The sequence below is a fragment of the Couchioplanes azureus genome (genome assembly GCF_014648355.1).
Lineage (GTDB): Bacteria > Actinomycetota > Actinomycetes > Mycobacteriales > Micromonosporaceae > Actinoplanes > Actinoplanes azureus.
Genome location: NZ_BMQY01000010.1, coordinates 34,684 through 47,287 on the forward strand (window position 1 = coordinate 34,684; position 12,604 = coordinate 47,287).

General features: G+C 71.8%; 12 protein-coding genes and 1 tRNA gene. 5 read left to right on the forward strand and 8 right to left on the reverse strand.

Features of this window, described 5'->3' with window-relative positions; genetic code table 11:
* Positions 1-37: 37 nt before the first annotated feature.
* The 4 genes from IEY99_RS27995 to IEY99_RS28010 all read right to left on the reverse strand — a co-directional run bounded on the left by IEY99_RS27995 (position 38) and on the right by IEY99_RS28010 (position 3,517).
* Positions 38-112 (reverse strand) — tRNA-Val (locus IEY99_RS27995).
* A gap of 38 nt (positions 113-150) precedes the next feature.
* Positions 151-615, reverse strand: coding sequence for a peroxiredoxin (locus tag IEY99_RS28000; protein WP_189207084.1), 465 nt, complete (start codon positions 613-615; stop codon positions 151-153).
* A 95-nt stretch (positions 616-710) separates the two neighbouring features.
* A complete protein-coding gene (locus IEY99_RS28005) occupies positions 711-1,142 on the reverse strand; it encodes a DUF3052 domain-containing protein (protein ID WP_071806649.1) in 432 nt (143 codons plus the stop codon).
* Between the two features lie 95 nt (positions 1,143-1,237).
* Positions 1,238-3,517: a transketolase C-terminal domain-containing protein gene (locus IEY99_RS28010; protein WP_189207085.1), complete on the reverse strand. Its 2,280-nt coding sequence runs from the start codon at positions 3,515-3,517 to the stop codon at positions 1,238-1,240.
* Between the two features lie 200 nt (positions 3,518-3,717).
* Between IEY99_RS28010 and IEY99_RS28015 the strand changes: the two genes are divergently transcribed.
* The gene (locus IEY99_RS28015; protein WP_189207086.1) at positions 3,718-4,122 is read left to right on the forward strand and encodes a YjbQ family protein; all 405 of its coding nucleotides are present in this window, start codon (positions 3,718-3,720) and stop codon (positions 4,120-4,122) included.
* 147 nt (positions 4,123-4,269) lie between these two features.
* Positions 4,270-7,008, forward strand: a complete 2,739-nt coding sequence (gene aceE / locus IEY99_RS28020; RefSeq protein ID WP_189207087.1) for a pyruvate dehydrogenase (acetyl-transferring), homodimeric type — start codon at positions 4,270-4,272, stop codon at positions 7,006-7,008.
* 84 nt (positions 7,009-7,092) lie between these two features.
* Here aceE and IEY99_RS28025 read toward each other — a convergent pair whose 3' ends face one another.
* On the reverse strand, positions 7,093-7,626 hold the full coding sequence (locus IEY99_RS28025) for a dihydrofolate reductase family protein (RefSeq protein WP_189207088.1): 534 nt from the start codon (positions 7,624-7,626) through the stop codon (positions 7,093-7,095).
* A 126-nt stretch (positions 7,627-7,752) separates the two neighbouring features.
* Here IEY99_RS28025 and IEY99_RS28030 point away from each other — a divergent pair, with 126 nt between their 5' ends.
* From IEY99_RS28030 to IEY99_RS28040, 3 genes are all read left to right on the forward strand, one after another.
* On the forward strand, positions 7,753-7,935 hold the full coding sequence (locus tag IEY99_RS28030) for a hypothetical protein (RefSeq protein WP_189207284.1): 183 nt from the start codon (positions 7,753-7,755) through the stop codon (positions 7,933-7,935).
* A gap of 36 nt (positions 7,936-7,971) precedes the next feature.
* Entirely contained in the window at positions 7,972-9,381 is a 1,410-nt protein-coding gene (gltX, locus tag IEY99_RS28035; RefSeq protein WP_189207089.1) for a glutamate--tRNA ligase, read from the forward strand.
* Positions 9,382-9,703: 322 nt separating this feature from the next.
* Entirely contained in the window at positions 9,704-10,384 is a 681-nt protein-coding gene (locus IEY99_RS28040) for a hypothetical protein (protein WP_229799322.1), read from the forward strand.
* An 82-nt stretch (positions 10,385-10,466) separates the two neighbouring features.
* On the opposite strand, the gene IEY99_RS28045 is transcribed toward IEY99_RS28040, so the two are convergent.
* From IEY99_RS28045 to IEY99_RS34590, 3 genes are all read right to left on the reverse strand, one after another.
* Positions 10,467-11,231: a hypothetical protein gene (locus IEY99_RS28045; RefSeq protein WP_189207090.1), complete on the reverse strand. Its 765-nt coding sequence runs from the start codon at positions 11,229-11,231 to the stop codon at positions 10,467-10,469.
* A gap of 49 nt (positions 11,232-11,280) precedes the next feature.
* Positions 11,281-11,757 carry a sigma factor-like helix-turn-helix DNA-binding protein gene (locus IEY99_RS28050; RefSeq protein ID WP_189207091.1) on the reverse strand — a complete coding sequence of 159 codons (477 nt, stop codon included), beginning with the start codon at positions 11,755-11,757 and terminating at the stop codon, positions 11,281-11,283.
* A gap of 65 nt (positions 11,758-11,822) precedes the next feature.
* Positions 11,823-12,545, reverse strand: a complete 723-nt coding sequence (locus IEY99_RS34590; protein WP_229799323.1) for a TetR/AcrR family transcriptional regulator — start codon at positions 12,543-12,545, stop codon at positions 11,823-11,825.
* Positions 12,546-12,604: the final 59 nt, after the last annotated feature.

Sequence of the window (12,604 nt, forward strand, 5' to 3'; positions counted from 1 at the left end):
TGACATCGGTGTCCGCCGTTCGTGCTGGTCGTCGTGGTGGTGGGCGCGGCAGGTTTCGAACCTGCGACCCCTCGCTTGTAAGGCGAGTGCTCTCCCGCTGAGCTACGCGCCCGGCTTGTTCCGAGTAGCCGGAGTGGCCATCCTACCCGGTCAGGCGAGCAGCTCGGCCAGCGCCTTCCGCCAGGCTCCCTGGTCGCGCCGCTCTCCCGGGCCGTGCATCTCGGCGAAGCGGATGATGCCCGCCTTGTCGATGACGAAGGTTCCGCGGTTGGCGAAGCCCGCCTCTTCGTTGAAGATCCCGTACGCCCGGGCCACGCCGCCGTGGGGCCAGAAGTCGGCCAGGAGGGGGAAGTCGTAGCCTTCTCGTTCCGCCCAGATCTTGTGGCTGTAGGCGGAGTCGACGCTGATCGTGAGGACCTGGACGTCGTCGTTGGCGTACGCCGGGAGGTTTTCCTTGATCTCGGCGAGCTCGCCCTGGCAGGTGCCGGTGAAGGCGAGGGGGTAGAAGACCAGCAGGACCGCCTTGCGGCCGCGGAAGTCCGCGAGGGTGATCTCCTGGTTGTTCTGGTCCTTGAGGGTGAAGTCCGGCGCTTCGGTGCCCGCGTCGATCAGCATCCGGTAACGATAGACGGCCGTGGTGCAGGGCCGCGCGGCGGCGGGTCCGCGCGGCGGGTGGCCGCGACGTGGGCAGCGGCGGGTGCGGGTGTCCGCTACTTCTTCTTGGCTCCGCGTGGGGAGACCAGCCTGGCCGCGGTCCAGTCCTTGCCGGCGTTCACCGTGGAGGTCTGCTGGAGGCCGGCCGTGGGTGCGCTCTCGCTGACCTCGCTGGGTTCGACGTGGCCGTCGCGGCCCGCCTTCGGGGTCAGGAGCCACACCACGCCACTGTCTGCGAGCGGGCCCAGTGCATCCGTGAGCAGTTCGAACAGGTCACCGTCGCCGTCGCGATACCAGAGCAGTACCGCGTCGACCACCTCGTCGGTGTCCTCGTCGACCAACTCGCCCACGCGTTCGGTCAGGGCGTCACGGAGATCCTCGTCGACGTCGTCGTCGTAGCCCATCTCCATGACCACCATGTTCGGCTCGAAGCCGAACCGGTCCGCCAGGCTGCGTACGCCGTCGGCCTGACCAGCGGTCGCGCTCACTGTCGAATTCCTCCTTGCTGTTCACGACGATTCTGTGGGGGTAGTCCACACACTCGGGGGCTTGCGCGCAAGTGGCGCACCGCGTGTGTGGCAATTTACCGCGCCAGCAGGGCGTGGGCACCCTGTGTGATGGCATCTTCCCCGATCAGGACGTGGTGCGCTGCCGGACCCAGCGGAACGGGCGAATCCGCGGCGGCGATCCGCCGGGCCGCCCCGACGAAACCGCCGTCCACCAGGGCCGCGAGGATTCCCTCGCCCACGCCGCCGGAGCGCCTCGTCTCGTCGGCGATCAGGACCCGGCCGGTCGCCGCGGCCTCCCGGAGCAGGTCGGCCGCCGGCAGCGGGTTCAGCCAGCGGAGGTCCACCACCCGGGATCCGTACCCCTCGGCGGCGAGGCGGGCGGCTACCCGCAGCGACATCCGGACGCCGTTACCGTACGTGAGGATGGTCAGGTCCTCGGCGGACCCCACCGGATAGGTCCGGGCGCGGCCGATCGCGATGTGCGCGGCCGGCCACTGCGCCGGCGGCGCGTACGGCGCCAGCAGCTCGCCGTCGCCCTGCTGGAGCAGGTCGCGGGAGTGGTAGAGCGCCAGCGGCTCCAGGAACACGCTGACCGTGCCGTCCACGGCCGCCGCGGCCAGGCAGGAGCGCAGCATCGGCGCGGCGTCGGCCGCGCGGGCGGGCACGGCCAGCACCAGCCCGGGTACGTCGCGCAGCACGGCGACCGAGTTGTCGTTGCGGAAGTGGCCGCCGAACGCCTGCGGGCAGGCGAGGCCCGCGACCCGGACGACCATGGGATTGCGGAACGCCCCCTGCGAGAAGAAGGACATCGTGGCGGCTTCGCCGCGGAGCTGGTCCTCCGCGCTGTGCAGGCGGGCGAGGTACGGGATCTCCGGGATCGGCAGCAGGCCACCCAGTGCGGCGCCGGCTCCCAGGCCGAGGATGGACGTCTCGTCGCGCAGGGTGTCGAAGACCCGCTCGTCGCCGAAGCGCTCGCGCAGGTTGCTCGTGATGCCGTGCACGCCACCCCGCCCCGCGACGTCCTGTCCGTACAGGATGGCGCCCGGAAGGGTGAGCAGCGCGTCGGTGAGGGTGGCGGTGATCGTCTGGGCGAGGGTGAGCGGTCCGCCCTGCTCGGGCAGCTTGCCGCCGAAGGCCCGGGCGCGGGCCGCCGAGCCGGCGCCGCTCGCCCGGGTGGCGGCGTCGGTCACGTGCCGGGCGACCCGCAGCGGACGGCGGGGTGCCAGCGGTGCCACGATCTCGGCCGTGCCGGCGAGCCGGGGCTCGCCGAGGACCTCCTCGGCGAGCTTGCGGACCTGCCAGCCCAGCTCGTCGTAGCGGGTGAGCAGCTCCTCGCCGGTGGCGAAGCCGCCCTCGACCAGCAGCCGGGCGGTGGCGACCAGCGGATCGCGGTCCAGGCCGGGCGTGGGCTCGGGATGCCCGCCGGCGGCTCCCAGGAGCCGGACCGTGCTCAGATGCAGCACGGCGGGCCGGCGCTGCTCGCGGACCCAGTCCACGGCCGCCCGCGCGGTGTCGTACGCGGCCGCCGGATCGCAGCCGTCGGCGGCGAGATACCGCAGGCCGGGACGGGCGCGCAGGGTTTCGGCGACCCACCCCTGCGCGGCGGTGTCCTCGCAGACGAGCAGCAACGGCAGGCGGCGGCCGGTGTGCGCGTACCAGCCGATGGTGTTCAGGGCGGCCGTGGCGCCGACGTGGTCGACGGCCGCGCCGCCGAAGGAGGCGACCGCGACGGCGTCGTCGGGCCAGGGCGTCTCGACGTCGCGCAGCCCGGGGACGGCGGAGATGGCGTACGCGATGCCGACGGCGCGCGGCAGGTGCGCGGCCCCCGCCGAGGCGGCGGGAATGATCCGCAGGTCGGCCCGGCCGAAGATCTGGTGCCGGCCGCCGGCCAGCGGTTCGGCGGCCGCCGCGACGACGCCGCGCAGCACGTCCCGGGCCGCCTCGGCGAGCGGATCGACGTCCGGAGCGCCCGGTGCCGAGGCGGCGCGGACACAGTAGAACGCGCCGGAGCGGTGGTGCAGCAAGGCCGGATCGTCCGGGCGCAGGGCGGCGGCGACGGCCGCGTTCCCCTCGTGGCCGGACGAGCCGAGCGTGGCGAAACCCTCGTGGAAGCCGTGCAGCCAGCGCGCGGCGAGGTCGAGGTGGCGGCTCGTCGACTGGGCGTCGAACAGCTCGCGGGCACGGGCGCCGGTGAGCGCCGAGCCCTCGCTCACCGGGTCGGCGCCGGGCCGTGCGGCGGGGCCGGCGCCGGGCCCTCCGGCGCCGCCGGGGCGGGTCGCGCCCGGCCGCAGGGCCGAGACGGCGTCGCGGAAACGCTCGTCGAGCTTCTGCGGGGTGCTCACGCGACCCAGCATCGCCGACCCCGGCCGCCTCTGCCACCGCGCGGAGACCGGGTGACCGAGCCCGATTCGGCTGCGGGGGCCCGTACGGGCGTGCTCGGCTGGGCGGATGACGGTGTGGGCCGGGGTGGGCCGGGTCGTGCTCTGCGGACTGTGGTTCCTGGTCGTGGGGGCGTCCTTCCTGGCCATGGACCTCTACATGTAAGACTCCGGTCATGGACACCACGGTGATCACCGTCCGGACCGGCGCGAGCCCGGTCGTGTGTGACATCACGCGGGAGGCCGAGCGGTTCACCCAGGGCCGGGGTGACGGCCTGCTGCACGTGTTCGTCCCGCATGCCACCGCCGGGCTGGCGATCATCGAGACCGGCGCCGGCTCCGACGACGACCTGCTCACCGCCGTCGACGACCTGCTGCCCGCCGAGGACAAGTGGCGGCACCGGCACGGATCGCGCGGGCACGGCCGGGACCATGTGCTGCCCGCCTGGATCGCGCCGTACGCGACGCTGCCGGTGATCGACGGCCGCATCGCCCTGGGCACCTGGCAGTCGATCTGCCTGGTCGATCCCAACGGCGACAACCCCGAGCGCCAGGTGCGCCTGAGCTTCCTGAGCGGCTGAACGAAGTTACTGGTCAGTACCTGTGTCGAGCGTCGCGTAGCCGGACCGTAGGCGTGACGCAAGCCGCCGCAAGGGGGCAGGATGGAACCATTCACGTGCGGTTCACACGATGGGCGCACGGACCGACTCCCGACAAGAGGAATGCCTGTGGCCACGGAACGCAAGCGCCCGGTGATCAGCGACGGCCTGCCGAGCCAGCTTCCGGACATCGACCCCGACGAGACGAACGAGTGGGTCGAGTCGCTCGACCAGGTCATCGACTCGCGCGATGCCAAGCGAGCCCGTTACGTGATGTTGCGCCTGCTCGAGCGGGCCCGGGAGCGACAGGTCGGGGTGCCGCCGCTGACCTCCACCGACTACATCAACACGATTCCGCCGGAGCGGGAGCCGTGGTTCCCCGGCGACGAGTTCGTGGAGCGGCGCATCCGGGCGTACATCCGGTGGAACGCGGCCATGCTGGTGCACCGGGCGCAGCGGCCCGAGATCGGCGTCGGCGGCCACATCTCGACGTACGCGTCGAGCGCCAGCCTCTACGAGGTCGGCATGAACCACTTCTTCCGCGGCAAGGACCACCCGGGCGGCGGCGACCACATCTTCTTCCAGGGCCACGCCTCCCCCGGCATGTACGCGCGGGCGTACCTCGAGGGTCGCCTCACCACCGACCAGCTCGACGGCTTCCGGCAGGAGCTGAGCCACCCGGGCGGCGGCCTGCCCTCCTACCCGCACCCGCGGCTGATGCCCAACTTCTGGGAGTTCCCGACGGTCAGCATGGGTCTCGGCCCGCTGAACGCGATCTACCAGGCCCGGTTCAACCGCTACCTGCACAACCGGGGGATCAAGGACACCAGCCAGCAGCACGTCTGGGCGTTCCTCGGCGACGGCGAGATGGACGAGGTCGAGTCGCTCGGCGCGATCGGCCTGGCCGCCCGCGAGGAGCTCGACAACCTGACCTTCGTGATCAACTGCAACCTGCAGCGGCTCGACGGCCCGGTCCGCGGCAACGGCAAGGTCATCCAGGAGCTGGAGGCGTTCTTCCGGGGGGCGGGCTGGAACGTCATCAAGGTCATCTGGGGCCGGGAGTGGGACCCGCTGCTCGCGGCCGACACCGACGGTGCGCTGGTCAACCTCATGAACGTCACGCCGGACGGCGACTACCAGACCTACAAGGGCGAGTCCGGCGCGTACGTCCGGGAGCACTTCTTCGGGCGTGACCCGCGCACCCGCAAGATGGTCGAGCATATGAACGACGACGAGGTGTGGAACCTCAAGCGCGGCGGGCACGACTACCGCAAGCTCTACGCGGCGTACAAGGCGGCCTTGGAGCACACCGGCCAGCCGACGGTGATCCTCGCCAAGACCATCAAGGGCTGGACGCTGGGGTCGCACTTCGAGGCGCGCAACGCCACGCACCAGATGAAGAAGCTGACCCTGGACGACCTCAAGGGCTTCCGGGACCGGCTCTACCTCGACATCAGCGACAAGCAGCTCGAGGAGAACCCGTACCTCCCGCCGTACTACCACCCCGGCGAGGGCTCGGACGAGCTGGAGTACCTCCGCGAGCGGCGCCGTGAGCTGGGCGGCTTCCTGCCGTCGCGGCGCACCACGACGATCCCGCTGGCGATCCCGTCGTCGGAGACGTTCGGCGGTGTCAAGCGGGGCTCGGGCAAGCAGAAGGTCGCCACCACCATGGCGTTCGTCCGCCTGCTCAAGGACGTCATGAAGGACAAGGACTTCGGCGCCCGCTGGGTGCCGATCATCCCGGACGAGGCGCGGACGTTCGGCATGGACTCGCTCTTCCCGACGCGCAAGATCTATTCGCCGCACGGCCAGACCTACACCTCGGTCGACCGCGAGCTCTTCCTGTCCTACAAGGAATCCACCAGCGGGCAGATCCTGCACGAGGGCATCAACGAGGCCGGGTCCACCGCCAGCTTCATCGCCGCGGGCACGTCGTACGCGACCCATGGCGAGCCGATGATCCCGCTGTACATCTTCTACTCGATGTTCGGCTTCCAGCGCACCGCGGACGAGTTGTGGGCGGCCGCCGACCAGATGACCCGCGGCTTCCTGCTCGGCGCGACCGCCGGGCGCACCACGCTGAACGGCGAGGGCCTGCAGCACGAGGACGGCCACTCGCTGCTGATCGCGGCGACGAACCCGGCGGTGGTCGCGTACGACCCGGCGTTCGCGTTCGAGATCGCGCACATCATCGAGAACGGCCTGCACCGCATGTACGGCGAGCGGCAGGAGAACGTCTTCTACTACCTGACGGTCTACAACGAGCCGATCCTGCAGCCGGCCGAGCCCGACGGGGTCGACGTGGAGGGTCTGCTCAAGGGCATCTACCGCTATGCGGCGGCGCCGGAGACCACCGGGCCCAGGGCGCAGCTGCTCGCGTCGGGCACGGGCATGCAGTGGGCGCTCAAGGCCCAGCAGCTGCTCGCCCAGGACTGGGGCGTGGCCGCCGACGTGTGGTCGGTGACCTCGTGGACCGAGCTGCGCCGCGACGCGGTCGAGGCCGAGGAGCACAACCTGCTCCACCCGGGCGACCAGCCGCGCAAGCCGTACATCCAGGCCAAGCTGGAGGGTACGGAGGGCCCGGCGATCGCGGTCAGCGACTGGATGCGGGCGGTGCCGGACCTGATCAGCCGCTGGGTGCCGAACGACTACACGTCGCTGGGCACCGACGGCTTCGGCATGAGCGACACCCGGCACGCGCTGCGCCGCCACTTCCACGTGGACGCGGAGTCGGTGGCGGTGGCGACGCTGCGCCAGCTCGCGCTGCGCGGCAAGGTGCCGTCGCACGTGCCGGCCGAGGCCGCCAAGAAGTACGCGATCGACGACGTGAACGCCGCCCCGGTCGGCGAGACCGGCGGCGACAGCTGATCGAGCGCGAGAAGGGGGTGGCCGGAGCTCCGGCCACCCCCTTCTTTCGTCCCGGCGTCGGGCCGGGACGCTTCCCCGCCGGCGTCAGGCCGGGACGTACGTGACGACCTCGACGCCGGTCGTGGTGGTCCAGGTGCCGGTGTGGCGCAGGGCCACCTTGGTGCCCTCGTGCCAGAGCCGGCGGCCCTCGCCGACCACCACCGGGTAGATCATCAGCCGGTACTCGTCGACGAGGTTGTGCCGGGTCAGGTAGTTGAGCAGGTCGGCGCTGCCGTTGAGCAGCAGGTTGCCGGGCTCGGCCTTGAGCCCGGCCACCGCGTCGGCGACCTCGCCCCGCAGGAAGGTCGCGTTCCACTCGGGCTCGGTGAGCGTGGTGGTGGCGACGTGCTTGGGCATGGAGTTCATCTTCTTGCCGAAGTCTCCGGTGCTGGCCTCCATCTGCGGCCACGCGGCCTTGAAGCCCTCGTAGGTCTTGCGGCCGAGCAGCAGTGCGTCGGCCTCGGCGAGGTTGGCGTCCTGCCAGTTGCCGAGCTCGTCGTTGAAGTAGGGGCCGCTCCAGGCCGGTTCCTCGAAGACGCCGTCGAGGGTCACATAGGAGACCGCCACCAGCTTGCCCATGTTCACTGCTCCTTTTTACTTCACAATCTCGTTAAATAACCGAAAGTAAGTTATCGAGTTTCGTGGCGGCGGGTCAAGCGATCCTTCCGGTGGGGACCCGGATCCTCCAAGGCCCGAGGGAGTTTCGTGTTTCCCGCGGGGGGGGGCATGTGCGTCAGCTGGATCGGCATGCCGCAGGCACTCGGCCTGGTGCTCGGGCCCGCGCCGGCGGCGCCGATCGTCACTCACCTCGGCGGCCACGCCACCCTCTACGCGGCCACCGCCGCCGTCACCCTGCTCGGCGCGGTCATGATCCGCTCGGTGCCCTGACGGAGAAAGCGCAGACCGGCGCCGTAGGCTTGGTCCGTGACTGTACGCGTACGCTTCGCCCCTTCTCCGACCGGAATGTTCCATGTCGGCGGCGCCCGCTCGGCGCTGCAGAACTGGATCGTCGCCCAGCAGAGCGGCGGCGCCTTCGTCCTGCGCATCGAGGACACCGATGCGGCCCGCAACCGTCCGGAATGGACCGAGGGCATCATCTCCGCGCTCGACTGGATCGGCATCGAGCGCGGCACCTACGAGGGCCCGCACTTCCAGTCGTCGTACGCGGACGAGCACACCGCCGCCGCCACCCGCCTCTACGGCGAGGGCCGGGCGTACTACTGCGACTGCAGCCGCGACGACGTCGTCCAGCGCTCCGGCAACACCCACACCGGCTACGACGGTTTCTGCCGCGACCGCGCGCTCGGCCCGGGCGAGGGCCGGGCCCTGCGCTTCCGTACGCCCGACGAGGGCGCGACCGTCGTCGTCGACCTGGTCCGCGGCGAGCCGACCTTCGAGAACAAGCTCATCGAGGACTTCGTGATCGCCCGCAGCGACGGCTCGGCGGTCTTCCTGCTCGCCAACGTGGTCGACGACATGACCATGGGCATCACCCACGTCATCCGGGCCGAGGAGCACCTGCCCAACACGCCCAAGCAGCAGCTTCTCTGGGAGGCGCTGGGGGTCGAGCCGCCGGTGTGGGCGCACGTGCCGGTCATCGTCAACGAGAAGCGGCAGAAGCTGTCCAAGCGCCGCGACAAGGTCGCGCTGGAGTCGTACCGGGACGAGGGCTACCTCGCCGCCGCGATGCGCAACTATCTGATGCTGCTCGGCTGGGCGCCCAGCGGCGACCGGGAGATCGTGCCCTGGGAGACCATCCTGCAAGAGTTCCGGCTCTCCGACGTCAACCACTCCCCCGCCTTCTTCGACGTGAAGAAGCTGCGGGCGTTCAACGGCGAGTACATCCGCGCCCTGTCCGCGGAGGAGTTCGCGGCGGTCTGCGCGCCGTGGCTCTCCGGCACCGCGACGATCCCCGCGCCGCCGTGGGACCCGGCCGCGTTCGACACCCAGGTGTTCGCCGCCGTCGCGCCGCTGGCGCAGACCCGCATCGCGGTGCTCAGCGAGATCGTCGACTACGTCGACTTCCTCTTCCTCGACGAGCCCGTCTCCGACGAGCAGTCCTGGAACAAGGCGATGAAGGAGGGCGCCGGCGACATCCTCGACGCCGCCGCGGCCGCCTTCGGCGCCCTGACCGAGTGGAAGGCCGAGCCGTTGAAGGCGGCGCTGGAGGGGGTCGGCGAGGAGCGCGGGCTCAAGCTCGGCAAGACCCAGGCCCCGGTACGGGTCGCGACGACCGGCCGTACGATCGGGCTGCCGCTCTTCGAATCGCTCGAGATCCTCGGGCGCGAGCGCACCCTCGCCCGCCTCGCGGCCGCCCGCGCGAAGCTCGGCTGAGCCACACCCGCACGGAAAATGCGCGCGCCGGGTTTCCGGCGCGCGCATTACCGTATCCGGCCACGCTCTCGCCATCGCTGAACGTCGTAGCGGTATGACTGTCAGCAGCACGGGTGACGTGGTGATCCATGGCTTGCGATCGCTGGGTACTATTCGCGCGCTGATCAGCGCTTGCCCCACCCTGCCCAGGACCGATTCCGGATGGCTCCAAAGGCCATCGCCCCGGGATGCGCCCGGACGGCTCCACAGGGAGGCTGGGGGAAGCGCGCGGCGGAGCAGTGTCCATCACGTTGGCGGGGGAGGCCGGACGATGGCTCGAGGGATGTTCGGAAGGCTGGTCTCGGCGACCGGCGTACTGGCCGCGATGATGGTCCTGGGTGCCGGGCTCGCACCGGCCGCGCATGCCGCGCCGCCGCCGCTGCGCGAGGAATCCCCGGCCGCGGCGCCGAAGGCGTCGGCGAAGCCCACCAGCCTCGAGATCTCCGGCACGGACGCCAACAAGATCGTCATCCAGCAGGCGGACCGCCCGGAGCTGTTCCAGCGCGTGCTCGGCGAGGTCAACTGGCTCTCCGGGGCGGAGCCGACCACGAACAAGCCCAAGGCGGACAAGCTCGGTCCGAAATACACCATCACCGTGCTGGCCGGGGAGAAGGCCACCCAGCTGTACGACCTCTACCCGCTCGCCTCCGGCGGGCCGCGGGCGTTCCGGCCGGAGAAGCAGCCGGCCGGCCGCAAGAGCGCCGGCTGGTTCTACGGCCGGCTCACCATGTCGGAGTCGCTGCGCGTGAGCGGCGTCCCGCTCAAGGAGAAGCCGGACGTGGTCAGCGGCGGCATCGGCGGCGGCATCGGCGAGAAGGTGGACTCGACGGAGCTGGACCCCGTGGCGGTCGGCAGCGACGTGTTCAGCCAGATGCGGCGGCTGTTCCTCATCAACGTGGCCGTGCTGCTGGTGGTCCTGGCCGGCCTGGGCGGCGTCGCCTTCCTGATCCGCCGCCGGGTCTAGCCGGCCCAGCCGCCGCAGCGGCGACGGTCTCCCGTGTGGACGTGCCCCGCCGCCTGCTCGGGCCGGTGGACCGGCGGGCCGGTCAGCCGGACGGGCGGACCGGGATCTTGAAGATCGGGCAGTCCAGGGCGGGCGCGTTGCAGCGCTCGCCCAGGCCGAAGGCGTCCGGCAGCCGGGGATCGGTCGCCGCGTCGGCCAGTTCGCGGGTCGTCAACGGCGGCTCGCCGCGCTCGCCGTCGCCGGTGCCGCGCTCACCCGTGGCCTGGACGACGACCGTGCGGCCGTCCACCGCCCGCCGGGCGATCACCTGGCGCACCTGCCAGTCCTCGTCGGCGGTGTCGGCGTAGCGGGCGTACTCGATGCCGGCCCGGGTCCGGTCGGGGCGGGCACAGGCGGTCTCGTCGGCGAGCACCGGCAGGCAGATCCCGGCCGGAGCGTCGAAGACGGCCACCTCGATCATGCCGTGCGGCTGCCCGTCGGAGTCCATCACCGCGTACTGCCGCCAGCCGGAACCCGAGGCCGGCGGGCGCGGCACGATCTGGTAGTTCTTCGCGTCGATGGGCGGTGCCAGCACCTTCAGGACCGGGTCGAGCTCCGCGGACGGCCGGGGCTGGGCGACCGGGACCGCGGCGGCCGAGGGCGGCTTCGGGCCGGGCAGCAGGACGGTGGTGAGCGCGTATCCGAGCAGCACGACGATCACCACGGCGACCAGGCCGGCCAGGATCACCGAGCGGGCGCGGCGGCGGCGCAGCCGGTCCGCGCGCTGGAAGATGTCCTCGACCGCGTCGCCGAGGGGCGGCTCGCCCGCACAGGCCCGTTCCAGCACGGCGGTCATGGCGGCACTCATCACGCCACCGCCCGGGAGCAGACGGCAGCGGCGTGGTGGTGGCCTTCCATCACGCCACCGCCGGCTGGGTCGCCCGGAGCAGGGCGTCGAAGGCGGCCAGCCCCTCCGCCTCGTACTCGGTGACCTTGTTGGCGTCCAGGCCCAGGACGTCCGCGGTCTCGGTGACGGCGAGGTGGCAGAAGTGGTGCAGCACCAGCACCGCCCGGCATTTCGGGGACAGGCGGCGCAGGGCGTCCAGCACCAGCACGGTGTAGACGTCGCTCAGGGCCGCGTCCGCGTCGGACGCGCCGCGGTCGGTGGCCTCGGGCGGGGCGACGAAGACGTGCTCGCGGCGGCCGTGGGAGGGCTTGAACGCGGCCATCAGGTCGCCGTAGGCCCAGAGGTCCAGGTCGCCGACGTCGGGATCGGTCAGTGCCCGGGCGAGGGTGGCACGGGCGAGGTCGCCGGCCCGCTCCCAGTCGCCGCACATCAGGAACGCGGCGCGGCGCAGGTGGACGTATCGCTGTGCCACGTAGTCGTCGGTCATCGCGCCCTCCGTACCTTTTGCACCTTTATAGGGCACGAGGACGGGGGCGCGGCGCGGAACGGCGGTCACGCGACCCGGACGGTGACCTCCACGAGGCGGATCAGGTCGTCGAGATCGGCGTCGAACTCGGCGTCGGCCGACAGCCCGGGCCCGGGCAGGGAAGCCGGCTCAGCCGGGGAAGCCGGGGACGGCGGCTCGGCCGGCAAAGGCGAGGACGGCGGAGACGGCGACCCGGCCGGCGAAGGCGAGGGCGGCGGGGGCGGCGGCTCGGAGGAGGAGGAGGAGGAGGAGGAGGACGGGTCCGGCTCCGGTTCCGCCGGGCGGCCGGGCGGGAGACCACCGGTCACCTCGCCGGTCGTGTAGCCGAGCAGGAAGGCGCAGATCATCCGGGTCAGCCGTGGCACCTCGGCGGCGGGCACCCCGGCGTCGTGCAGCGTGCCGCGCAAAGCCGCGGTCAGCCACGATCCCCCGGGCGACGGGCGGTTGAGCAGCAGCGGATACGCCGCCGGGTGCCGCCGGGACAGCTCGCGGACCGCCCGGCCGAGCGCCCGCAGGCGCTGCCGCCAGTCGATGCCCGCCGGGTCGGCTCCGTAGGCCGAACCGAGTTCCAGGTGCAGCAGGTCGACCAGTCCGTCGAGCAACGCGTCCTTGCCACCCACGTACGGGTAGAGCGCCATCGAGGTGAGCCCGACCCGTTCGGCCACGGCTCGCATGGACATGGCGGCCAGCCCGCGCTCGTCGACGAGGGCCAGGGCCTGGTCGAGGATCAGCCGTCTCTTGTCGTCCACCCGCACACCGTGTCGGCAGCCGACCGGCCGGGGCACCGGACGCGCCGGAGCACGACCGT

Coding starts and splice junctions, on each gene's coding strand:
- IEY99_RS28040 (WP_229799322.1), top strand. CDS start 9,704: ATGTTCGGAAGGCTGGTCTCGGCGACCGGCGTACTGGCCGCGATGATG.
- IEY99_RS28025 (WP_189207088.1), bottom strand. CDS start 7,626: ATGGGCAAGCTGGTGGCGGTCTCCTATGTGACCCTCGACGGCGTCTTC.
- IEY99_RS28015 (WP_189207086.1), top strand. CDS start 3,718: ATGGACACCACGGTGATCACCGTCCGGACCGGCGCGAGCCCGGTCGTG.
- IEY99_RS28050 (WP_189207091.1), bottom strand. CDS start 11,757: ATGACCGACGACTACGTGGCACAGCGATACGTCCACCTGCGCCGCGCC.
- IEY99_RS28000 (WP_189207084.1), bottom strand. CDS start 615: ATGCTGATCGACGCGGGCACCGAAGCGCCGGACTTCACCCTCAAGGAC.
- IEY99_RS28045 (WP_189207090.1), bottom strand. CDS start 11,231: ATGAGTGCCGCCATGACCGCCGTGCTGGAACGGGCCTGTGCGGGCGAG.
- IEY99_RS28010 (WP_189207085.1), bottom strand. CDS start 3,517: ATGCTGGGTCGCGTGAGCACCCCGCAGAAGCTCGACGAGCGTTTCCGC.